Source organism: Amycolatopsis eburnea (assembly GCF_003937945.1).
Classification (GTDB): Bacteria; Actinomycetota; Actinomycetes; order Mycobacteriales; family Pseudonocardiaceae; genus Amycolatopsis; species Amycolatopsis eburnea.
This window is the reverse complement of record NZ_RSEC01000036.1, coordinates 654,882-675,885: the sequence shown is the minus strand read 5'-3', so window position 1 is coordinate 675,885 and position 21,004 is coordinate 654,882. Positions and strand designations below refer to the sequence as shown.

25 protein-coding genes and 1 tRNA gene are annotated in these 21,004 nt (G+C 68.9%); 21 read left to right on the top strand and 5 right to left on the bottom strand.

Annotated elements, in window-relative coordinates:
- Positions 1-20 precede the first annotated feature (20 nt).
- The gene (locus tag EIY87_RS15825) at positions 21-977 is read left to right on the top strand and encodes an RNA polymerase subunit sigma-70 (protein ID WP_125308569.1); all 957 of its coding nucleotides are present in this window, start codon (positions 21-23) and stop codon (positions 975-977) included.
- On the opposite strand, the gene EIY87_RS15820 is transcribed toward EIY87_RS15825, so the two are convergent.
- Positions 974-1,888 carry a dihydrodipicolinate synthase family protein gene (locus tag EIY87_RS15820; RefSeq protein ID WP_125308565.1) on the bottom strand — a complete coding sequence of 305 codons (915 nt, stop codon included), beginning with the start codon at positions 1,886-1,888 and terminating at the stop codon, positions 974-976. The genes EIY87_RS15825 and EIY87_RS15820 overlap by 4 nt on opposite strands.
- An 88-nt stretch (positions 1,889-1,976) precedes the next feature.
- Between EIY87_RS15820 and EIY87_RS15815 the strand changes: the two genes are divergently transcribed.
- From EIY87_RS15815 to EIY87_RS48355, 6 genes are all read left to right on the top strand, one after another.
- On the top strand, positions 1,977-3,173 hold the full coding sequence (locus EIY87_RS15815; RefSeq protein ID WP_125308560.1) for an extracellular solute-binding protein: 1,197 nt from the start codon (positions 1,977-1,979) through the stop codon (positions 3,171-3,173).
- Positions 3,170-4,219, top strand: a complete 1,050-nt coding sequence (locus EIY87_RS15810; protein WP_125308555.1) for an ABC transporter ATP-binding protein — start codon at positions 3,170-3,172, stop codon at positions 4,217-4,219. Before EIY87_RS15815 ends, EIY87_RS15810 begins: the two co-directional genes overlap by 4 nt.
- Positions 4,216-5,109 (top strand): ABC transporter permease, encoded by an 894-nt coding sequence (locus EIY87_RS15805; protein WP_125308552.1) that lies wholly within the window; start codon positions 4,216-4,218, stop codon positions 5,107-5,109. Before EIY87_RS15810 ends, EIY87_RS15805 begins: the two co-directional genes overlap by 4 nt.
- Positions 5,106-5,933, top strand: coding sequence for an ABC transporter permease (locus EIY87_RS15800; protein ID WP_125308549.1), 828 nt, complete (start codon positions 5,106-5,108; stop codon positions 5,931-5,933). The genes EIY87_RS15805 and EIY87_RS15800 overlap by 4 nt, the downstream gene beginning before the upstream one ends.
- 123 nt (positions 5,934-6,056) lie before the next feature.
- Positions 6,057-6,512: a MerR family transcriptional regulator gene (locus tag EIY87_RS48360; RefSeq protein WP_225439891.1), complete on the top strand. Its 456-nt coding sequence runs from the start codon at positions 6,057-6,059 to the stop codon at positions 6,510-6,512.
- A gap of 65 nt (positions 6,513-6,577) precedes the next feature.
- Positions 6,578-6,901 carry a hypothetical protein gene (locus EIY87_RS48355; RefSeq protein ID WP_225439890.1) on the top strand — a complete coding sequence of 108 codons (324 nt, stop codon included), beginning with the start codon at positions 6,578-6,580 and terminating at the stop codon, positions 6,899-6,901.
- On the opposite strand, the gene thrS is transcribed toward EIY87_RS48355, so the two are convergent.
- Entirely contained in the window at positions 6,828-8,054 is a 1,227-nt protein-coding gene (thrS, locus tag EIY87_RS15790) for a threonine--tRNA ligase (protein ID WP_125308545.1), read from the bottom strand. The two genes, EIY87_RS48355 and thrS, sit on opposite strands and share 74 nt — an antisense overlap.
- 287 nt (positions 8,055-8,341) lie before the next feature.
- Here thrS and EIY87_RS15785 point away from each other — a divergent pair, with 287 nt between their 5' ends.
- From EIY87_RS15785 to EIY87_RS15765, 5 genes are read left to right on the top strand one after another with little or no spacing between them, the layout of a single operon-like run.
- On the top strand, positions 8,342-8,782 hold the full coding sequence (locus EIY87_RS15785; protein WP_125308542.1) for a YbaB/EbfC family nucleoid-associated protein: 441 nt from the start codon (positions 8,342-8,344) through the stop codon (positions 8,780-8,782).
- Positions 8,779-9,084 (top strand): hypothetical protein, encoded by a 306-nt coding sequence (locus EIY87_RS15780; RefSeq protein ID WP_125308540.1) that lies wholly within the window; start codon positions 8,779-8,781, stop codon positions 9,082-9,084. The genes EIY87_RS15785 and EIY87_RS15780 overlap by 4 nt, the downstream gene beginning before the upstream one ends.
- Positions 9,081-9,446, top strand: coding sequence for a hypothetical protein (locus EIY87_RS15775; RefSeq protein WP_125308537.1), 366 nt, complete (start codon positions 9,081-9,083; stop codon positions 9,444-9,446). The genes EIY87_RS15780 and EIY87_RS15775 overlap by 4 nt, the downstream gene beginning before the upstream one ends.
- Positions 9,447-9,448: 2 nt before the next feature.
- The gene (locus EIY87_RS15770; protein WP_125308534.1) at positions 9,449-10,177 is read left to right on the top strand and encodes a WXG100 family type VII secretion target; all 729 of its coding nucleotides are present in this window, start codon (positions 9,449-9,451) and stop codon (positions 10,175-10,177) included.
- On the top strand, positions 10,174-10,773 hold the full coding sequence (locus EIY87_RS15765; RefSeq protein ID WP_125308531.1) for a DUF3558 domain-containing protein: 600 nt from the start codon (positions 10,174-10,176) through the stop codon (positions 10,771-10,773). Before EIY87_RS15770 ends, EIY87_RS15765 begins: the two co-directional genes overlap by 4 nt.
- Here EIY87_RS15765 and EIY87_RS15760 read toward each other — a convergent pair whose 3' ends face one another.
- The gene (locus EIY87_RS15760; protein WP_125308528.1) at positions 10,774-11,241 is read right to left on the bottom strand and encodes a heme-degrading domain-containing protein; all 468 of its coding nucleotides are present in this window, start codon (positions 11,239-11,241) and stop codon (positions 10,774-10,776) included.
- 25 nt (positions 11,242-11,266) lie between these two features.
- Positions 11,267-11,647, bottom strand: a complete 381-nt coding sequence (locus EIY87_RS15755; RefSeq protein WP_125308525.1) for a VOC family protein — start codon at positions 11,645-11,647, stop codon at positions 11,267-11,269.
- Positions 11,648-11,712: 65 nt separating this feature from the next.
- Here EIY87_RS15755 and EIY87_RS15750 point away from each other — a divergent pair, with 65 nt between their 5' ends.
- Positions 11,713-13,659, top strand: coding sequence for a phosphocholine-specific phospholipase C (locus tag EIY87_RS15750; RefSeq protein ID WP_125308520.1), 1,947 nt, complete (start codon positions 11,713-11,715; stop codon positions 13,657-13,659).
- Here EIY87_RS15750 and EIY87_RS15745 read toward each other — a convergent pair.
- Positions 13,656-14,885 carry a M20 metallopeptidase family protein gene (locus EIY87_RS15745; RefSeq protein ID WP_125308515.1) on the bottom strand — a complete coding sequence of 410 codons (1,230 nt, stop codon included), beginning with the start codon at positions 14,883-14,885 and terminating at the stop codon, positions 13,656-13,658. The genes EIY87_RS15750 and EIY87_RS15745 overlap by 4 nt on opposite strands.
- A gap of 77 nt (positions 14,886-14,962) precedes the next feature.
- On the opposite strand from EIY87_RS15745, the gene EIY87_RS15740 reads away from it, so the two are divergent.
- From EIY87_RS15740 to EIY87_RS15705, 8 genes are all read left to right on the top strand, one after another.
- Entirely contained in the window at positions 14,963-15,445 is a 483-nt protein-coding gene (locus EIY87_RS15740) for a tRNA adenosine deaminase-associated protein (protein WP_203612659.1), read from the top strand.
- Positions 15,446-15,468: 23 nt separating this feature from the next.
- On the top strand, positions 15,469-15,897 hold the full coding sequence (locus tag EIY87_RS15735; RefSeq protein ID WP_125308512.1) for a nucleoside deaminase: 429 nt from the start codon (positions 15,469-15,471) through the stop codon (positions 15,895-15,897).
- Positions 15,898-15,988: 91 nt separating this feature from the next.
- Positions 15,989-16,075: transfer RNA gene (locus EIY87_RS15730), tRNA-Ser, on the top strand.
- A 142-nt stretch (positions 16,076-16,217) separates the two neighbouring features.
- A complete protein-coding gene (locus tag EIY87_RS15725; protein ID WP_125308509.1) occupies positions 16,218-16,958 on the top strand; it encodes a tyrosine-protein phosphatase in 741 nt (246 codons plus the stop codon).
- Positions 16,959-17,018: 60 nt separating this feature from the next.
- On the top strand, positions 17,019-17,342 hold the full coding sequence (locus tag EIY87_RS15720; protein ID WP_125308506.1) for a CU044_2847 family protein: 324 nt from the start codon (positions 17,019-17,021) through the stop codon (positions 17,340-17,342).
- A gap of 194 nt (positions 17,343-17,536) precedes the next feature.
- A complete protein-coding gene (locus EIY87_RS15715) occupies positions 17,537-19,465 on the top strand; it encodes a carbamoyltransferase C-terminal domain-containing protein (RefSeq protein ID WP_125308501.1) in 1,929 nt (642 codons plus the stop codon).
- A 19-nt stretch (positions 19,466-19,484) separates the two neighbouring features.
- Positions 19,485-20,087: a histidine phosphatase family protein gene (locus EIY87_RS15710; protein ID WP_125308497.1), complete on the top strand. Its 603-nt coding sequence runs from the start codon at positions 19,485-19,487 to the stop codon at positions 20,085-20,087.
- Positions 20,084-21,004 carry a PfkB family carbohydrate kinase gene (locus EIY87_RS15705; RefSeq protein ID WP_158641305.1) on the top strand — a complete coding sequence of 307 codons (921 nt, stop codon included), beginning with the start codon at positions 20,084-20,086 and terminating at the stop codon, positions 21,002-21,004. Before EIY87_RS15710 ends, EIY87_RS15705 begins: the two co-directional genes overlap by 4 nt.

Here is a 21,004-nt window from a genome sequence, read left to right as displayed (position 1 = left end):
CGGGCATGGTTACCGACACGATGGACGAGACCGAGTTCGCCGAACTGACCGAGCAGCACCGGCGGGAGCTGCGGGTGCACTGCTACCGGTTCCTGGGGTCGCTCGACGAGGCCGAGGACCTGGTGCAGGAGACCTTCCTGCGCGCCTGGCGCGGCCGTGAGCAGTACGCGGGCCGGGCGAGCGTGCGGGCCTGGCTGTACAAGATCGCCACGAACGCCTGCCTCGACTTCCTCGACCGCACGCCGCGCGTGGTTCCGTCGGTGGACCTGCCGGTGGCGTCCGGCTCGCACCTGGCGCCCCGGCCGGCGGCGGCGGTCCCGTGGCTGCAGCCGGCACCGGACGACCTGCTGGACGCGGCGATCGCTCGCGAGACGGTCGAGCTGGCGTTCCTCGCCGCCCTCCAGTACCTCTCGCCCCGGCAACGCGCGGTGCTGATCCTCCGCGACGTCGTCGGCTGGTCGGCGAAGGAGACGGCGGCCGCGTTGGAGACAACCCCCGCTTCGGTGAGTAGCTCGCTTCAGCGCGCGCGAGCCGAGCTGAAGGAGCAGCTGCCCGCGCGGCGCACGGAGTGGCGCGTCGAGTCGAGCAGCGAGGAGCGCGCGGTCGTGTCCCGCTACATCGCGGCGATCACGGCCGCGGACGACACGGCCATCGCGGCCGTGCTGAGCGACGACGTCCGCTGCAGCCACCAGCCGGGCGCCGGCGGCCACGACGGTCCGGAACCGACCTGGTACGGCGGCCTGGCGACGGTCCTCGAAGGCTGGGCCCCGGTGCTGCACGGCCCGGTGTCGATGGAGCTGCGCATGCGGCCGACCCGCGCGAACGGCGGCCCGGCCGTGGCGACGTACCTGCGCCACGACGGCCGCTTCCACGCGTTCGGCTTGAACGCGCTGTCGATCGACGGTGACCGGGTGACCGAGGTGACGACGTTCGTCCCGGCGGTCTTCCCGTCGTTCGGCCTGCCGATGGAGCTCTAGGAGAGTCCCCACGAGGACAGGAGCCCGAAGAGCCGCTCCCGTTCGGCCGCCGTCAGCAGCCGGCTCGGCGGCCGGACGTCGGGGCGGCACAGGCCCAGCTGGGCGAGGGCGTCCTTCACCACGCTGACGTTGTTGGCGTTCCCGTTCGCCGCGCGGAGCTCTTCGAAGGGCCGGATCCGCTCCCAGACCGCCATCGCCGCCGGGTAGTCCCGTGTGGACAGTGCGTGGAACATCGCCAGCGACGTCGCCGGGTCGACGTTCACCAGCCCGGACGTGAAGCCGGTGGCGCCGACGGCGAAGTAGCCGGGTGCCGAAAGCTCCGCCAGCCCGGCGATCCAGACGAACCGCTCGAACCCGGCGTCGCGGGCCACCGACCCGAACCGGACCGGATCCGGCACCGCGTACTTCACGCCGATGACGTTCGGCGTCGCCTCGCCCAGCGCGCGCAGCTGTTCGCCGGCGATCGCGGGGTTGCGGACGTAGAGCACGACGCCGAGTTCCGGCACCGCGCCGGCGATCGCCGCGTGGTAGTCCACCCAGCCCTCGCCGGAGACGTACGGGTGCACCGGCTGGTGGACCATGATCATGTCGGCACCGGCATCCCGCGCATGGATAGCGGCCCGCGTCGCCGAAGCGACGTCGTGCCCGATCCCGGCGAGCACGCTGGCCCGGCCCGCGGTGGCCTCGACGGTGATCTCCAGGCACTGCCGGGCTTCGGCGGCGTCGAGCGCGTAGAACTCGCCGGTGTTCCCGTTCGGCGTCACGACCTCGATGCCGCCGGTGACCAGCCGGTCCACCAGCTTCGCGTACGTCCCGGCGTCGACGGCGCCCTCGGCGTCGAACGGCGTGACCGGGATGGCCACCACGCCCGAGAGTCGGTGCTTCTGCTCCTCGAACGTGGCCAATGGCATGTCCTATCTGATATACGATGCGGCGTACAACATTATCACGGACCCAGGAGCAGCCATGCACCGTCGCACCGGCTTCCGATTCCGACGAATGTTGCTGGCGGCCGGCCTCGCCGCCGGCCTGGCGGCGTGCGGCGCCCCCGGCGGTGACGGCGGCGGCCAGGCCGCGGATCCCCAGGCGGTGCCGGACAAGCCGAGCAAGCCGGTCGAGCTGAACATCCTCGACGTCGCGGGCAACCTGCAGCTCACCAAGCAGATGATCGAGAACTTCAAGGCCGCCCACCCCGAAGTCCTCGCGAAGGTCACGTACTCGACCGCGCCCGCGCCGAGCATGGCGGGCAAGCTCAAGGCCGAACAGGACGGCGGCGTCGCCCAGACGCACCTGGTCCTCAGCGGCACCGACGGCCTCTCCGCCGGAATCGCCAACGGCACCCTGGCCAAGGTCCTCCCGGACTTCGCCGGCCGCTTCCCGAACCTGATGCAGAACTACCTCGAACCGGCCGCCAAGATGCAGGAGCTCGCCAACGGCTACGGCGTCGAGGTCGTGTACTACCCCTCCGGCCCGCTCCTGGAGTTCAACCCCGGCGCGGTGCCGGCCGCCCCCGCGTCCCCGCAGCAGCTGCTCGACTGGGCCAAGGCGCACCCCGACAAGTTCCAGTACGCGCAGCCGGCCAACTCCGGCCCGGGCCGGACGTTCCTGATGGGACTCCCGTACCTGCTCGGCGACAAGGACCCGAAGGACCCGGACAAGGGCTGGGACAAGACCTGGGCGTACCTGCAGGAGCTGGGCAAGTACGTGAAGTACTACCCGTCGGGCACCACCGAGACGATGAAGAACCTCGCCTCGGGCTCGGTGGACATGATCATGTCCACCACCGGCTGGGACATCAACCCGCGCAAGCTCGGCACCGTGCCGAACACGGTCAAGACCGCGATCATGCAGCCGATGCACTGGGTCACCGACGCCCAGTACGCCCTGATGCCGAAGGGCCTTTCGCCCGACCAGGAGTCGGCGATCCTCCAGCTGATCGCGTGGATGCTCAAGCCGGACCAGCAGGCGATCGCCTACGACGACGGCTACTTCTACCCCGGCCCGGCCGTCAAGGACGTCACCCTGCGGATGGCGCCGCAGAAGAGCCAGGACACGATCAAGCAGTTCGGGCGCCCGGAGTACGAGCAGTGGATCGCGCAGTACCCCAAGGAGACGTCGCTGCCCGCCGAACAGCAGGTCAAGGCGTTCGACAAGTGGAACCAGCTGGTCGGCGGCTCGAAGGTCGGCAAGAAGTGACGTTCGAGCAGCTCCGCCTCGACGGGGTCTCCCGCAGCTTCGGCACCGCGAACGCCCTGCGCGACCTCGACCTCGCCATCACGCGCGGCGAGTTCGTGGCCCTGCTCGGCCCGTCCGGCTGCGGCAAGTCGACCGCCCTCAACTGCCTGGCCGGCCTGCTCCCGCTGACCGGCGGCAGCATCTGGCTCGACGACACCCGCATCGACGGCCGCCCGCCGGAGCAGCGCGGGTTCGGGATGGTGTTCCAGAACTACGCGCTGTTCCCGCACCTGTCCGTCCGCGCCAACGTCGGCTTCGGCCTCAAGATGCGCAAGGTCGCCCGCGCCGAAGCCCGCCGCCGGGTGGACGAAGCCCTCCGCCTGGTCCAGCTCACCGAGCACGCGGCGAAGTTCCCGGCGCAGCTCTCCGGCGGCCAGCAGCAACGCGTCGCCATCGCCCGCGCCGTCGTGCTGGAGCCACCGGTGGTCCTGATGGACGAACCGCTGTCCAACCTGGACGCCAAGCTCCGCCTCGAGATGCGGATGGAGATCCGCCGCCTCCACCAGACGCTCGGCCTGACCACCGTCTACGTCACCCACGACCAGGAGGAGGCCCTGTCGCTGGCCGATCGCCTGGTGGTGCTCCGCGAGGGCGAGGTCCAGCAGATCGGCACCCCCGAGGAGGTCTACGCGCAGCCGGTGAACAGCTACGTCGCCTCCTTCATGGGCTACCGCAACCTCCTGGACGTGACGGTCACCGGCACCGCAGGCTCCTCGGTCACCGTCGAAGGCGACGGCGTCCGCCTGACCGGCGCGAACCGCGGCTCGCTCGCGGAAGGCCCCGCGAAGGTGGCCATCCGCCCCGAGGACTTCGTCGTCGGCGACGGCGCGGAGAACGCCCTCGACGTCACGATCGAGATCGTCGAGTACCACGGCCGCGAGCTGTCCGTCTCCGCCCGGCTGCCGACCGGGGTGCCGGTGTACTTCCGGACGGACAAGCGCCTGGCCCCCGGCGACACCGCGAAGATCGGCGTCCCGGCCGAGCGCGTCCTGGTGTTCGCGCCGTGACCGCCGTGACGACGGCCCGCCCGGCCCTCCGGCACCGCCTGGCCGAACGCGGCATCGACCGCACCCTGCTCCTGCTGGTTCCCGGCCTGCTGGTGATCGCCTGCCTGTTCCTGTACCCCTTCCTCTACGGCCTGCAGTTGTCCTTCGCCCCACGCCGGGGCGGCGTCTTCGCGAACTACGCCCGGTTCTTCGGCGACCCCTACCTGCGCGACACCATCTGGACGACGCTCGGCATCGCGCTGCCCGCGACGTTCATCAACGTCCTCGCCAGCATCCCGATCGCGTACGTCCTGCGCGGCCGCGTCCGCGGCAAGCGCCTCCTGACCACGATCCTGGTCGTGCCCATCACGCTCGGCACCGTGCTCACCGCGCAGGGCCTGATCATGTACGGCGGCCCGGCGGGCTGGCTGAACAAGGTGCTCACGGTCCTGGGCAGCACCGACCAGCCGCTGCCGCTGATCCACAACTACACCGGCGTGCTGCTGTCACTGGTGATCACCGGCTTCCCGTTTTCCTTCCTGCTGACGTTGTCCTATCTCTCGGGCATCGACCCCTCCTTGGAGAAGGCCGCCGCGACGCTGGGCGCGAACGGCGTCCAGCGCTTCCGGCGGATCACGCTGCCCCTGCTGGCTCCCGGGCTGGCGATCACCTTCTGCTTGTCGTTCGTCATGGCGTTCTCGGTGTTCCCCTCGGCGCAGCTGGTCGGCGACCCCGCGAACGAGACCCGCGTCATCTCGATCGCGGCCTACCACGCCGCGTTCGAGGAGTACGACTACTCGATGGGCTCGGCCGTCGCGATGCTCATGGCGGTGGTCATGCTGCTCGTGATCGGCCTGGTCATGGCGTGGCGCGCCACCCTGTACCGCGGAGCGACCGGAGGCAAGGGATGACCGGTTGGGTCGCGCGTCCTGGACGTTGGGTCGTCTGGGCCGTCGTCGCGTTCTTCTTCGTCAACCTCGCCGGCGTGGTGCTCTCGGTGGTCGTCGACTCGTTCGGCGAGCAGTGGTTCGGCACCTGGCTCCCGGACGGCTTCACCACTCATTGGTACGCCGACGCGTGGCGCGAGTTCGGCCTCTCGGACGTCCTCCTGACGACGGCGGTCGTCGCGCTCGTGGTGATCGCCGTGTCGGTGGCGGTCGGCGTCCCGGCCGCCTACGCGCTGGCCCGCCGGTCCTTCCCCGGCAAGCGCCTGGTGATGCTGCTGTTCGTGCTGCCGATCCTCATCCCGCCGATCACCTACGGCATCCCGCTCGCCACGGTGCTGTACAAGGTCCACCTCGCCGGCACGACGACCGGCGTCATCCTGGCGAACCTGGTGCCGTCGGTGCCGTTCGTCGTGCTGACCATGACGCCGTTCATCGAGCAGATCGACCCGAAGATCGAAGCCGCGGCACGCATGTCCGGCGCGCGGACGGCGTCGGTGTTCACCCAGATCCTGGGTCCGCTGCTGCTGCCGGGCATCCTGGCCGCGTCGATCCTGGTGCTGGTGCGCACGGTCGGGATGTTCGAGCTGACGTTCCTCACCGCCGGCCCGGATTCGACGACGCTCGTGGTGGCGCTGTACAACTCCGTGTTCGCCGCGGGCATCCGCGCGAACCAGTCCGTGGACGCGATGGCGACCATCTACACGGGTTCCATGCTCCTGCTCCTCCTCGTCGCGTTGCGGTTCGTGAACCCGACCCAGCTGGTCACCCGGATCCGGGAAGAGACCTGAAGGCCGGCGGTGCTCGTTCTGCCATGTGATCCACGTTACCGCGAATTGTCGAACACGTGATCGACACGATGGGGTGAAACCAGGCTTGCGGCTCCCCCGAGGGGAGCTGCCAGGCTGGTCGGCATGCGGTATTCGATCGGCGAGCTGGCGAGGCGGACGGGACTGACGATCAAGGCCGTCCGGTTCTACTCGGACCGCGGTCTCGTGCCGCCGTCCGGACGCAACACCGCAGGTCAGCGCCGGTACGACGACGCCGCCCTCGCCCGGCTCGGCCTCGTCCGCACCCTGCGCGAGCTCGGCCTCGACCTCGCCACGATCCGCCGGATCACCGACGGCGAAGTCGAGATCGCCGACATCGCGGCCCGGCACGCGGCGGCGCTGGAAGCGGAAATCCGCGTGCTGCGCCTGCGCCAAGCGGTGCTGACGGCGATCGCCGGCCGCGGTTCGACGACGGAGGAGACGAGACTCGTGCACGAACTGGCCCAGCTGTCCGAAGTGGAGCGTCAGCACCTGATCGGCGAGTTCCTCGCCGAAGCGCTGGGCGACCGTCCCGGCCTGGCCGGGTCGCCCGGACGCTGACCCCGGAACTACCGGAAAACCCGAGCCCAGAGCAGCTCGACGCTTGGATCGCGCTCGCCGAGCTGATGCGGGACGCGGAATTTCGCGCCGTCCTGCGCCGGCTCGTCGACCAGCACGAGGGCGGTCTGCGCCGCGACCTGGCCGCCGAGGTCCGCGCCGCGGTCACGCCGGCGCTCGACGCGGGGATCGCCCCGGACACCCCGGAAGCGGCGTCGATCGTCGACGGTCTCGGCCGCGACCCGCGTGAGCTGCGGGACTGGCTCGAAGCCGTCAACGACCCACGCCGCGAGCGCTACCTCGAACTGCTCGCGGTGATCAACGGCTGGGCGCGGCCGGAAAGCATGACCCCGGCCCTCGACTGGCTGACGGCGGCGAGCTCTCGGCCCTGACCCACGCGAGCGCGTCGGCCAACGGCCGCCCGTCGAGCCTGCTGCCGTCGCGCAACCGCAGGGAAAGCCGCTCCGAAGCGGCCTCCTCCGGTCCGAGCACGGCCTGGAACGGCGCCAGCCGCCCGTCCCGGATCCGGGCGCCGAGGCTGCCCTCGGCGGCGATCTCGGCCCGCAGGTCACCGCAGCGATCGAGGACTTCGCGCGCGTACGGCAATTCCGCGTCGGAAAGCGGGAGCAGCCGCAGCTGCACCGGCGCGAGCCAAGCCGGGAACGCGCCGCCGTGCACTTCGATCAGCTGCGCCACCGCGCGTTCGACGCTGCCGATGATGCTGCGGTGCACCATGACCGGCCGGTGTTTCGCCGCGTCCGCGCCCACGTATTCGAGGCCGAACCGCGCGGGCTGGTGGAAGTCGACCTGGACGGTGGACAGGGTCGATTCGCGGCCCGCGCCGTCGGCGACCTGGACGTCGATCTTGGGCCCGTAGAAAGCGGCTTCGCCTTCGACGGCGTCGTACGCGAGCCCGCTCCGGTCGAGCACGGAACGCAGCATTTCCGCGGCGCGGTCCCCATTCCCCGCCACGTATTTGCCGCCGTCGCCGGGAAGTGAAAGCCGGTAGCGCGCCGGGCTGATGCCGAGCGCGTCGTACGCCTGGCGGATCAGCGCGAGCGCCGCGTCGACCTCGGCTTCGACCTGGTCGAGCGCGCAGAAGATGTGCGCGTCGTTGAGCTGGATCGCGCGGACCCGGCCCAGTCCGCCGAGGACACCGGACAGCTCACTGCGGTACATCCCGCCCAGCTCGGCGATCCGCAGCGGCAGCTCGCGGTGGCTGCGGCCGCGTGACCGGTAGATCAGTGCGTGGTGCGGGCACAGGCTCGGCCGCAGCACGAGTTGCTCGCCGCCGACATCCATGGGCGGGTACATGTCGTCGCGGTAGTGCGCCCAGTGCCCGGAAATCTCGTACAGCTCGCGTTTGCCGAGCACGGGCGAATGGACGTGCCGGTACCCGGCTCGCCGTTCGAGGCCGCGGACGTATTCCTCCAGGCTGTGCCGGACGACCGCGCCGTCGGGCAGCCAGTAGGGCAGGCCCGCGCCGATCAGCGGGTCGGAACCGAACAGGCCGAGTTCGCGGCCGAGCTTGCGGTGGTCGTGCATGGTGGGCTCCTCGGGAAAGCGAGGCGGCGCACCACAAGACGAAGCCCGGGGCGACCGCCCCGGGCTGGAATGCGTGGTTCAGCGCGCCGGGACACTCTCCGGCGTCGTCGTGTTCGCTGCGCGCTGCATGGATCCGACGGTAGCAGGACTTGTGATCTCCGCCGTCTTTTTTTCGGACTCCGCGAAATTGTCGGAGGGTCGCGTTAAGGTGCGGCCTGGGCACGTTCCGTCACCTGGACGGAACCTGGAGTAGGGGGAATGAGGATGTTCGACGTCGTGATGCGGTCATGAGTGGACCGCGCCGGGATCTCAGGGTGCTGCAACGGGAAGCCGGTGAGCTGGACGCGCGGCTGGCCGCCGCGCGGCACACGGCCAGGTCGGCCGATCAGCTGGTCACCGCGGTCGTGACCGGCCAAGCGAAGCTCGTCGACCTGAGGATCGACGACCGGGCGTTGTACGGAGCGCACGCGCAGAAGCTGGGCCTCAGCATCGTCGAGGCGGTACGCAACGCGCGAAACACGGCCAAAGCCGTTTCGCTGCCCGAGCTGAACGCGCTGTTCGGCAAGCAACCACCGCCGCCTCCGGCGGGCGCCGCGCCCGGGCCGCCGCGCCCGGCGCCCGCGCCGGAACCCGTCCGGCGTCCGGCCGAGCCGGACGACCAGGGCAGCTTCGAGGAGTTCGACTTCCTGACCGACGAGGACCCGCGATCCGGGGGTGGGCGCTGGTGACCGGCGAAGAGCAGCTTTACCACCTCGCGAAGGAGATCGACGCGCGGGTCGCCGCCGTCGAGAAAGCGGCGGCGCTCGGCGACAGCACGCCGACGCTGCTGAACATCGGTGCGGGTCTCGGCACCGTGACGGTGGACGGTTCGGGCGGCCTCGTCTCGGTCGACCTCGCCCGCGAAGCGCTCGCCGGGCAGTCGGGTACAAGCCTGGCCGGCCACGTCCTGCGCGCGATCACCAACGCCGAGTCGGCGGCGAAGACCCGCCGCAAGACCATGATCGACGAAGCCTCGCGGGAGGTTCGATGAGTTCCGGGAACTTCAACCCGTTCGGCAACGCTGCGGCCGGGTCCGGCTTCGAGGTCTACCCCGAATCGCTGCGTGCCGCGACCGACGACGTCTTCGCGGCACGGGACAAGGTCGTGAAGTTCGGCAGCGAGGACCTGGCTCAGGTGGCCCTGAGCGACGGCGACGTCGGCATGCTGGGTGCCCAGGCGGACGTCGTCCGCATGTTCAACGAGGCGATCACGGGAATCCGGCAGAAGACCGACAAGGGCGCGGCACAGCTCGAGAAGTTCGCCACGGCCCTGGACAAAGCCGCCGACTACTACGAAACCCAGGACGAAGAGGACTTCAAGCGGTTGCGTGACCTGGCGAAGGGACTGAACTGACCATGAGCACACCGACGGCCACGCCACCGCCACCCGCCGCGCCCCCGCAACCCTTCCCGGAGGAATCCGCCGGGAAGATCGCCAAGATCGCGCACCTGATCGGCCGGGGCGACATCCTCCAGCTGCTGGACGATGTCCGGAACAAGCTGCTGGGCAACGCGTTCCACGTCCAGGACATGGCGATGGAGTTCGCGAAGAACCACACCCTTTCCGATGCGAGCGACGACATCGACAACGCGGTCCAGGCCGTGAGCGGCACCTGGGGCGGCCGCGCGGCCGCGCAGTTCACCACCTACTCGGACCACGTCGGGAAAGCGCTGGGCGATCAGCAGGACGTCGTCGGGCGGATGTCCGGGATCCTCTCCGAGATCGCCGGCTGCGTGATCCAGACCTACAGCAAGGCCATCGAGTTCATCGGCACGTGTGCGGTCGAACTCGGCAAGCTGGGCTACAAGACGATCATCGCGGCCATCACCGCGGCGATCCCGATCGTGGACATCTTCACGTCCAAGGACGTCATCGACGCGGTCGTGGACGCGTTCGCCAACCTCGTCACCGCAATCAACGGCTTGTTCGCCCAGGCCGTCACCACTCTGGGTGACTTCCGCAAGCAAGCCACCGACCTCGTGCAGAGCAACACCGATTTCCCGGACATCCCCGAGATGCCGGGCAACTCCGGAATGGACAACGAGAAGCAGTGGCGCATCGATCCGACGGCGGCTCCCGAATGAGGGGGCTGGTCCTGGCCGGTGTGGTGGCCGTAGCGGCGAGCCTGGTCACCGGGTGCGGGCGGTCGGGGCCGGAACGCGTGCTCTCCCAGCCGCCGGCGCCGGCGCAAACGGGTGCGGCGATGCCGCTCGACCGGGTCGACCGGCCCGTGGACCTGGCGAAGTTCGACGCCGATCCGTGCGGCCTGCTCACCAAGGACCAGGTCGCCGCGGTCGTGGCCGACCCGCCTGACGGCGTCTTCGCGAACAGGCTGACGGCGTTCGGCTGCTCTTGGGGGCGTCCCGTCGCCGCGCACTTCACGGCGGTGAAGCCGGTGCAAGAGCCGCGGACCCTCGCCGAGCTGGCGGTCTCCAACCTGAAGAAGAGCGGCGATCTGGAGCCGTGGACCGAGACGTCGATCGACGGCCTTCCCGCGGTCGTCTACCACGAGTTCGGCAACCTGAACGAGTGCTCGGTCTCCGTCCAGGTCACCGCGGACCAGATGCTCACCTTCGGGCTCCTCGGCAAGGACCTGCCCGACAGCTACTGGGACAAAGACCGCTGCGGCGGCGCCGCGAAGCTGGCCGAGTCCGTGCTCGGCAAGCTGCGCCAAGGCTGATCAGGAGGCCAGGAACCGTTCCAGCTGCTCGACCACGAACGCGTGGTCCTCGGCCTGCGGCAGCCCGGACACGCCGACCGTCCCGACCGGGCCGACGCCGCGCACGAGTACCGGGAACACCCCGCCGTGCGCGGCGTAGCGGTCCGGGTCCAGGCGGCTGTCCTCCTCGAACGAGCCGCCCTTCGCGCGGAACTGGGTGCCGACCAGGAAGGAGCTGTGGCCGTAGCGGTCCACCACCCGGCTCTTGCGGTCGATCCAGGCGTCGTTGTCGGCCGACGTGCCGGGCAGCGCCGCGTGGAAGAGGCGCTGGCCGTTGCGGCGGACGGAGATCGTCACCGGCAGCCCGCGGTCGCGCGCGGCGGCCAGGAGCTGCTGGCCGAGCGCGAGCGCGGTCTCGTTGTCGAACTTCGTGAACTGGAGGCGTTCCTCCTGCTCGGCGAGCTGGGCGAGGGCGTCGGCGTCGGTCATCCCGCCATTAAATCAACACTGTTGTTTAATTGCCAGTGAACTCCGTCAGCGACAGCACGTTGCCGTCCGGATCGCGGAACCACGCGATACTCGCAGATGGCAGCGTGGTCCAGATTTTGTCGGTGTCCTGTGGCAGCGTGTCGAACGTGAGGAACTCGACACCGCGGCCACGCAGCTCGGTGACGGCCGCCCGGATGTCGGCGACCGCCCAGCCGAGCACCGTGAACGGCTGCGGCGTGAACTCGGCCACGGCGGTGATGCGCACCATCGTCCGGCCACTCCGGAACACGACCGCGAAGGGGGTTTGCTCGATGAACTCGAGCCCGGCGACATCCGTGTAGAAGGCGCGCGAGCGCTCGAGGTCGCTCGACGGTGCGAAGGCGACCAATTCCGCTGAGTTGAGCACGGCTTCACCTCTCGGTGGGAAAGGTACTCCGGTCAGGCCGCTGACCCGGGGAAGTGGAGGTGGGCATGAGCCGGATCCGGCGGCGCACGGTGCTGGGCGGCGCGGCCGCGGTCACCGTGGCCGGCGCGCTGTCCGCCGCGTGCGCCCCGGCGTCGCGGAAGGGCACGATCGACGACGTCCGCCACGTCGTGGTGCTGATGCAGGAGAACCGGTCGTTCGACCACTACTACGGCACCATGGCGGGCGTACGCGGCTTCGGTGACCGCGCGGCGCTTCGCGACGTCTTCCGCCAGCGCGGCGACGGCGACCCGGTGCTGCCGTTCCGGATCGACACGTCCGTTGTGGACGGTCAGGACCTCGGCGAGCTGCCGCACGACTGGAACAGCACGCACCGCGCGTGGAACGGCGGTGCGTACGACGGCTGGATCGCGGCGAAGAGCCCCATGACGATGGGGTACTTCACGCGCGACGACATCCCGTTCCAGCACGCGCTGGCGAGCGCGTTCACGCTGTGCGACAACTACTTCTGCTCGCTCCAGGGCCCGACCCACCCGAACCGGCTCTTCCACTGGACCGGCACGATCGACCCGGACGGCGTCGCGGGCGGCCCCGCGACGCGCAACGCGCCGGACTACGAGCCCTCGTTCCGCTGGACGACCTACCCCGAACGGCTCGAGTCGGCGGGTGTCTCGTGGCGGATCTACGCGAACGACGAAGAGCGCGGCGTCCCCGAGCACTTCGTCGGCGACTACGGCGACAACCCGTTGTGGCTGTTCCGGAACTACCACGACGCGCTGTACTCGATGGACCCGGTGAAGCGGCGGCTGGCCGAGCGCGCGAACCTGCGCAAGGAGCTCAAGCCCGACTCGGGCCGGGGGAAGGACGTCGACCACGTGCTGGCGGAGTTCCTCGCCGACTGCGCGGCGGGCACGTTGCCCGCGGTGTCCTGGGTCGTGGCGCCCTACGGCTACTGCGAGCACCCCGCTGCCCGCCCGGTCGACGGTGCCGCCTACGTCCAGCGGATGCTGAAAGCGTTGTGGGACAAGCCGGAGCTCTGGGAATCCACCGTCGTCTTCATCAACTACGACGAAAACGACGGCTTCTTCGACCACGTCGTCCCGCCGGTGCCGCCACCCGGCACCCCCGGCGAGTACCTGCCGGGAAACCGGCCGGAGCGGGGCGAGCCGTCCGGGGCGCCCGCGCCGATCGGGCTGGGGCCGCGCGTGCCGATGACCGTCGTTTCGCCGTGGAGCCGCGGTGGCTGGGTGAACTCGCAGGTCTTCGACCACACGTCGGTGCTGCGCTTCCTCGAGACGTGGACCGGGGTGCGCGAGCCGAACATCTCGGCGTGGCGCCGCGCCATCTGCGGCGACCTGACCAGCTGCTTCGACTTCCGCACGCACGACACGACGATCCCGCTGCTGCCGGACGCCGACGTGTTGCGCGCCGAGGCCGACCGGACGCAGGCGAAGCTGCCGAAGCCCCGGGTCCGGCCGGGCGCGCTCGCGCAGGAACCCGGCACGGCCAAGGCGCGCCCGCTGCCGTACCAGCCGGTCGCGTGGGCGTCGGCCGAGCCGAGCGAGCTGACGTTGCACCTGGCCAACCACGGGACGCAGGCGCTGCAGCTGGCCGCGTACGCCTACCACGCCGGCGGCCCGCCGCAGCGCTTCGACGTCCCGCCGAACGGGGAGGTCACCGGCCGGATCGCGCACGGCGGCTCGTACGACGTGGCGATCCACGGCCCGAACGGCTTCGTCGCCGAAGCCTCCGGCGGGCCCGGTCTCGACGCCGCCGTCACCTTCGTGAGCACGCCCGCGCTGCGGGTGACGGTGACCAACAGCGGGCCGTCCCCGGTCACGCTGAACGACGTCGTGGTCCCGCCGGGCGGCTCGCGCGACTTCCCCGTGCCGACGCGCAACGGCTGGTACGACGTCGCGTTCGAGGTCCCGGGGTGGCGCCGCCGCTTCGCGGGCCACCTGGAAGACGGCCGCCCGTCGCGCACCGGGCCTTAACGGAGGGAGTCCAGCGCGAAAGCAGCCAGCATCGCGACGCCACTCGGCATGGCGTCCTCGTCGAAGACGACGCGGTTGGAGTGGTTCGCCGCCGCTTCGGCCGGGTCGACGCCGGGCGGGCACGCGCCGAGGAACGCGTACGCGCCCGGAACGCGTTGCAGGACGTAGGAAAAGTCCTCGGCGCCCATCAGCGGGTCGGGGAGCAGCTCGACGTTCTCCGGACCCAGCACGGTCGCGCCCAGGCGCAGCACCTCGGCGGCGATCCGGTCGTCGTTGACGGTGACCGGGTAGCCCGGCTCGACGTCGGCGACCACGCGGCAGCCGTACGCGGCGCCGACCTGCTCGCACACCTTGGGCAGCTCGGCGCGGACCAGCGCGCGCGTCTGCTCGGACAGCGTGCGGATGGTGCCTTCGAGCTCGGCGGTCTCCGGGATGATGTTGGACGTCGTGCCGGCTTGGATCCGGGTCACCGAGAGCACCGCGGGGTCGAACACGCTGACCCGGCGCGTGATCATCGTGTGCAGCGCGCCGACCATCGCCGCGGCCGCCGGCACCGGGTCGATCGTGTGCTGCGGCGCGGAGCCGTGGCCGCCCTTGCCGGTGACGCGCACGGTGAACGAGTCCGCCGACGCCATCAGCGGGCCGGGCCGCAGCTGCAGCAGCCCGCTGGGCGCGTTGGCGAGGATGTGCACGCCGAACGCGCGCTCGACCCGCGTCCCGGCGGCGTCCAGCACGCCTTCGTGGATCATGAACCGGGCGCCGTGGTGGCCCTCTTCGCCCGGCTGGAACATGAACACGACCGAGCCGGCCAGCTGGTCCGTGCGCCCGGCGAGCAGCCGGGCCGCGGAGGCCAGCATCGCGACGTGCGTGTCGTGCCCGCACGCGTGCATCGATTCCTCGTCCTCCGACGCGAAGTCGAGCCCGGTCTCCTCCGTCAGCGGCAGCGCGTCCATGTCGCCGCGCAGCAGCACGGCCGGACCGGGCCGGGCGCCGCGCAGCACGGCCGTCAGCGACGTCGTGGCCTTGCCCTCGGTGATCTCCAGCGGCAGGTCGGCGAGCGCGTCCCGGATCGCCGCCTGGGTGCGCGGCAGGTGGAGGCCCTGCTCCGGCCGGCGGTGGACGGCGCGGCGGAGCGCGATCGTGCGGTCTTGCAGCGCCCGCGCGTCGTCGAGCAGCCCGGCGAACGGGGTGCCGGGGAGGGTGGGCAGGTCAGTGGGGCCGGTCATGGTCCCGATAGTGCCCCATGCGGCGCTTCGGGCGCACCGTGCGTGCGTTCGGTCGGGCAGCGGAATACGGTGTGCGCATGGCGGTGGATGAGCCGGTCACGGGCTTCGCGGTGGCCGTGGTCCGGGAAGACGGTCGGTGGCGGTGCAGTGCGCTCGACCCGGGGGCGTTGACCGAACTGGACGCGGCGATCACGGAGCTGGGCAAACTACGTTCCACCGGTGCGGCCTTCGGGCTCTTGGCGGTCGACGACGAGTTCTTCGTGATCGTCCGGCCGAGCCCGCGTGGGCCGTCGTTGCTGCTTTCGGACGCGGCGGCGGCGCTGGACTACGACATCGCGGCGGACGTCCTCGACGTCCTGCGCGTCGACCCGCCGGACGAGGAGGACGACTCCGTCTGGCCCGAGGGCGACCTGGGGCTCCTGGCGGACCTCGGCCTGCCGGCGCCGGAGCTGGAGGTCATCGTCGGCGAGGTCGACCTCTACCCGGACGAGCAGCTGCAGATGGTCGCGCAGCGCTGCGGGTTCGGCAGCGAGTTCGCCAAGCTCCTGGACGAGCTCTGAGACGCCCGTCCGACACCGAGGCCGTGGAGGCGGCGCTGGAAGCGGCGCGCGCCCCCGGCACGGACGTCCCGATCGGGGCGGTCGTGTTCGGCCCCGACGGCCGCCCGCTGGCGGCGGCCCGCAACGCCCGCACGGAGCTCGGCGACCCGACGGCCCACGCGGAGATCCTGGCGCTGCGCGCGGCGGCGGGCGTGGTCGGCGACGGCTGGCGCCTGGAGGGCTGCACCCTGGCGGTGACGCTGGAGCCGTGCACGATGTGCGCGGGCGCCCTGGTGCTGGCCCGCATCTCACGCCTGGTGTTCGGCGCGTGGGAGCCGAAGACGGGCGCGGTGGGGTCGCTGTGGGACGTCGTGCGTGACCGACGTCTCAACCACCGCCCGGAGGTCCACGGCGGAGTGCTGGTGGACCGGTGCGCGGGGTTGCTCGAGACGTACTTCGCGACGCGGCGCTGAGTTGTCGCCCGGAGCCCAGGTCAGGTGGTGTTCGGACGGCGGAGGCGACCCCTCGTGAGCGGCCGCCGGACCCTCCGGTATTGTTCTCGGCGGTGGCGTGTCCGAGCGGCCGAAGGAGCACGACTCGAAATCGTGTGACGGTTAATCCCGTCCGTGGGTTCAAATCCCACCGCCACCGCTCTCATCCGGACCCCCGGTCAGCCCAGCTGGCCGGGGGTCCGGCTTGTACCGGAGTGGTCGCCCACGCGGATGTTCTCGGGTCCTCATCGAAGCTTGGTGGCGTAGAGTAGTCGGATCTTCGACGTCAGAACTGGAGCAAGATGAGGATCCTGGAGCTTGACGGAGCTTGGAATGTGCGTGACCTGGGAGGCTTGCCGACCGGAACCGGCGGTCGCACCCGCGAAGGGCTCGTCTGGCGTGGAGACGCCTTGCACAGGCTGTCACCAAGGGATCGTGATCTGCTCTTCGGGCAACTCGGAATCCGCCTGGTGATCGACCTGCGCACACAGGAAGAACAGCTCATCCACCCGCCGGTGAGCATTCCCGGTGTCCAGACGCTGAACTTCTCGATTCTTCCCGAAGGCAAGATCGGCCGGGAGCCGTTTCCGGTTGCTTTCCCCAGCGATCTCGCGCGTGTTTACGTGAAGAACCTCACCGAAGGAGCTGCTGCCGTGGCGCAGACCTTCGAGGCGATCGCTGCGGAAGTCGCTGGTGGTGCCGGTGCGCTGTTCCACTGCGCGGCGGGTCGCGACCGTACGGGGGTCACCGCGGCGATCCTGCTCGACGCCGTCGATGTGGACCGGCGTGAAATCGCTGTCGACTACACCGCCAGCAATCATCACCTCAGTCAGGTCTCGAAGCGGCTTGCCGAGAACCCGATTTACCACAACGAGAATCATACGGCTGACGACGTGCCGCCGCTGCAGGCGGAGACCATCGAAAGCTTCTTGGGTCTGGTTGACGTGGAACTGGGCGGGTCCGTCAATTTCTTGCGGAGTGCCGGCGTCTCGGCCGAGACGATCAGGAAATTTACGGCGGATTTTGTTCTTTCGGGCGACTAGTCGGGTATTGTTCAGTGCGGTAAGGCTGGAACTCAGACTGCTCCAGGAAGGATTTTCGCTGTGGCTTCCGAGGTCGTGTCGTACGGGGTAGACGGTGAAACGGTGGTCAGGGTCGAGATCGAGCCCACCGCCGGGTTTCGACCGGCCTCGCCGGGGCAGATCGTCGGCCATGTGGCACGCGCTGCCGAGCCGGCCATCGAAGCGGCTCGAGTTATCATCGAAAAAGTCAAGAAAGCGAAGCCGACTGAGGCGAAGGTAAAGTTCGGCGTCAAGGTGAGTGGCGGTTCGGACTGGTTTGTCGCCAAGACTTCGGCAGAGGCGAACTTTGAAATCACGGTGACTTGGAAAGCCGACTCCGCTTCCGCCGACAAGGGTTCTGCGTGAGTTCGATGCCGGCGTAGATATCAGCGGCTGTGCGGGGTTCGCGACCGTGCGGGGTGCTGCCGGATTAGGCCGGATGAGTGTCGTCGGGGCCGCGGCGGAACGGGAGGTAGCCAACCGGAGATCCCGTGACTACCCTCGAACTGATCGTCCCAGTGGCCTGCTGCTCCGCTCTGAGCTGAGGGGAACCGACATCGATGATCGACGGCTACTACCTCTCCTCGTACATCGATGTCGGGCCGTTGAAGAACATGTTGGATGTCAGGTTGCGGCACGACCACAGTGTCGCTCTCTGGCGGCTCGACGCCGGACGGCTCAACCTGCGGCGCTACTGGGAATTCGAACGCATCAGCGGGATCAAGCAGCATCAGCTGGCGATCCACGACGCAGCCGCCTTCGAGCGGCTCATTCGTGACTTGCTGGCCGAGGAAGGGGTTGACCCGAGTGAAGTCGTCGAAATTTGGGGAACTCCGGGAATCGAGACGAGCAGAGATTATCTGAAGCCTTTCGATCAGCGCTACTCCTTTCACGGGATCGCGCATGTCATGACGGCGATCTTCCACCAGCGGCCGTCCCCGTGGAGTGAGCCAACGGTGGTGATGTCGCTGGACGGTGGACCGGATACGCTTTTCGAGTCCGACGCGAGGAAGCGGCACTACTACCCTGGATGCCTGATCGACGGCACTGAAATGCACTTCTTCGATTGCGCGTCGCCTGGTCGGCTCTGGTCTTTCGCGAAGACGAAGTTCGGTCTGCGTGAGGGAACGCTCATGGCGCTGGCGTCGGCGAGCTCTGCTGCGGTTGATTTCGACCTGGCGCAGTTCGACGAGCTTGACTTTCGCGATATGGCCGCCCGGATATCCGTACCTCAGGTGTTCGATTCTTTGACAGCGCACGTCGACGCCGCGGAACGCCGAGGCGACTGGTCTTCGCCACCCGATGACGATCGTTTCACCGCGCTCGAGCATCGGGTGAGCGCGGTCATGAAGCAGGTGGCCGAATTGTCCCTGCGCATCGTCCGGAGAAACTTGCATGAAGTCGAGCGGGACTTCGGTGTCGACCTGAGCCGGTTTCGACTCGGCCTGGCCGGCGGGTTTGCGCTCAACTGCCCGACCAACTCGAGCCTGATCAGCGAATTTTCTTTTGCCGGACATCAGATTCCCCCGTGTGCCAGTGATAGCGGCATCGCGCTCGGTGTCGGCCTGGCAGCGTTCTTCCCCGCTTTGCGGAGTGGTCAGGTGACCGTAGAGCTGGATTCCGCCTACTACGGCCAGGGGCCGGGTGAGATCGACGATGAGATCGCGCTCGTCACGTCACTGGTAGACGAAGTAGCAGAGGTGTCGATCGACGAGATTGTTTCGCTGATCGAAGATGAGGGAATTGTTGCGTGGGTCAACGGTGCGGCCGAGATGGGTCCACGTGCGTTGGGAAACCGGTCGCTTCTGGCGGACCCCAGGTCGAGCGCGGTGAAGGATCGGTTGAACGCCATCAAGAAGCGGCAATGGTGGCGCCCGGTGGCACCGGTTGTACTCGACAGCGAAGGAGCGAAGTACTTCGAGGACTACCGGCCCTCTCCCTTCATGCTGTTGAATTTTGCGGCAACCGAGACCGCGAAACGGGAAGTGCCGGGCGTGCTGCACCTCGACGGTACGGCGAGGGTGCAGTCGGTGACCGAGCGTGCCAATCCGGCGCTTTTCGCGGTGCTGACCGGGTTTGCTCAGAGCACGGGCGTTCCGGTCCTGGGCAACACATCTCTCAACGACGCTGGTGAACCCATCGTCAACCGCCTTTCCGAGGCGATCCACTTCGCCGCGGGAAAGGGAATCCGGTCACTCGTCGTGAACGCTTCGAAAATTGTACGCCTGCGAGATGCCCGCGGAAGCTACAATGGCCCGTTGAAACGGGCTGGACGAGACTACTTCGCACCGCCGCCTGGAGTCGACCGCGATCAGCTGGTGCGGCTCAACAACCCGCACGAGCTGAGCCGCGTCGAACTCGCGCATTACTATGACAACACCGAAATCTTTGGCGAGCTGGATATTCGTGACGCTCGGCACGCCGATGAAATAAGACGAAACACCGCGGAATACATGGCGAAGTACCCCGGCGCTTATGATCGAGGGTGAAGAAGGAGGGGGATGATCCTTGAAGATCTTTCTGGTCAGGCATGCGCGGACCCGCTCGAACCAGGAGGGAAGGTTCGCCGGGCGCACCGACGAGCCGATCGTCCCGGGGCAAGCCGATTTGATCGAGGCCACGGCGAAGTACCTGACGGGCAAGGGGGTCACCCGGATCTACTGCAGTCCTCTCCGGCGGGCGCGCGAGACGGCCGAACCGCTCGCCCGGATTTCCGGAAACAGACTGCAGGTGGTCGAGGGGTTCAATGAAATCCGGACGAGCCCGCTTTGGGACGGGCGGCTCAAGAGTGAAGTGGAACAGGCTTACCCGGACGTTTACCAGCTGTGGCGAACCGCGCCGCACCAGGTTGAGCTGGCTGGACAAGAGCCGCTGTCCGAGGTGCAGGCGCGCGCGGTCGACGCGATCAACGCGCTCGCTGATCAAGCGCTCGACTCGCCTTGTGCGGTGTACACCCACGACGCGGTCATCCGGCTCTTGGTGCTGAAGGCGCTTGGCCTCGGGCCGGAGAGCTATCGGGCGCTGAAGATCGTCAACTGCGGCGTTTCGTGTCTCGACGTCGAAGCAGGCCAATGGGTCGTCTCGATGGTCAATGCGGAGGCAGGGGTGTGAACCGGCAGCCGGCCTTCTACGGCGAGTTCCTCGTCGACGTCCTGCTGGGAAAGGCGCGGTCGGCGTCGTACCACCCCGGGGGTGCGCCGGCGAACTCGGCGGCGAGTGCGGCGGGTTCCGGGGCGCGGCCGCTGCTGATCTCCTCGGTCGGGGCCGACGGGTTGGGAAAGTGGCTGCTTTCTTGTGCCGAAGCCGAAGGTATCGACACCCGGGCGATCAGCGTGGTGGAAAACGCGGCCACCTCGATTGCCTTCGGTTATCCGGATCGCGGAACCAACGAAAAGTTCGAATTCATCCGGGATGCGGACCTGCAGATCACCGATGAACAGGTGCTTGCGCTCGATCCCGCCGAAATCGGCGTGCTCGTCTACGGCTCCCTTTCGCTCGTCGGCGAATCGCCGATGACATCTTCGTTGAAGATCATCAAGGATCAGGTCCGCAGTTCCGGCGGCTTGATCATGTGCGACGTGAACTACCGGGAGTCGCTCTGGGAAAGTGAAGCCCAGTTCGCCGGCCTGCTCAGACCCGAAGTCGCTCGAGCCGACATCGTCAAAGCGAACGTCGTGGAAGCGGAGTTGATCGTCGGCTCGGTGGAACCACCTGCCCGGCTGGCCGCGCTGCTGAGCGACCTCGGGCCGAGGCTGGTCGTCGTCACGGCCGGCTCAGCCGGCCTCGTGGCATACGCCGGCAACACCAGCGTCGACCTGAAGGTCACCCGGCAGCTCTCCGGCAACGGTCTGGTCGGAACCGGAGATGCCTTGGTCGGCGTGTTGGCCAGCGCGGTCAGTCGCGAAGGACTCACTTCGGTCATCGCGACGACCGAACGGCTGACCGCTGTTCTGCGCGAAGGAATGCTCAAAGCGGAGGCCGGGGCGTCAGCTCAGGGCGCGGACTGGCGGCACGTCGCGGAGTTGTGA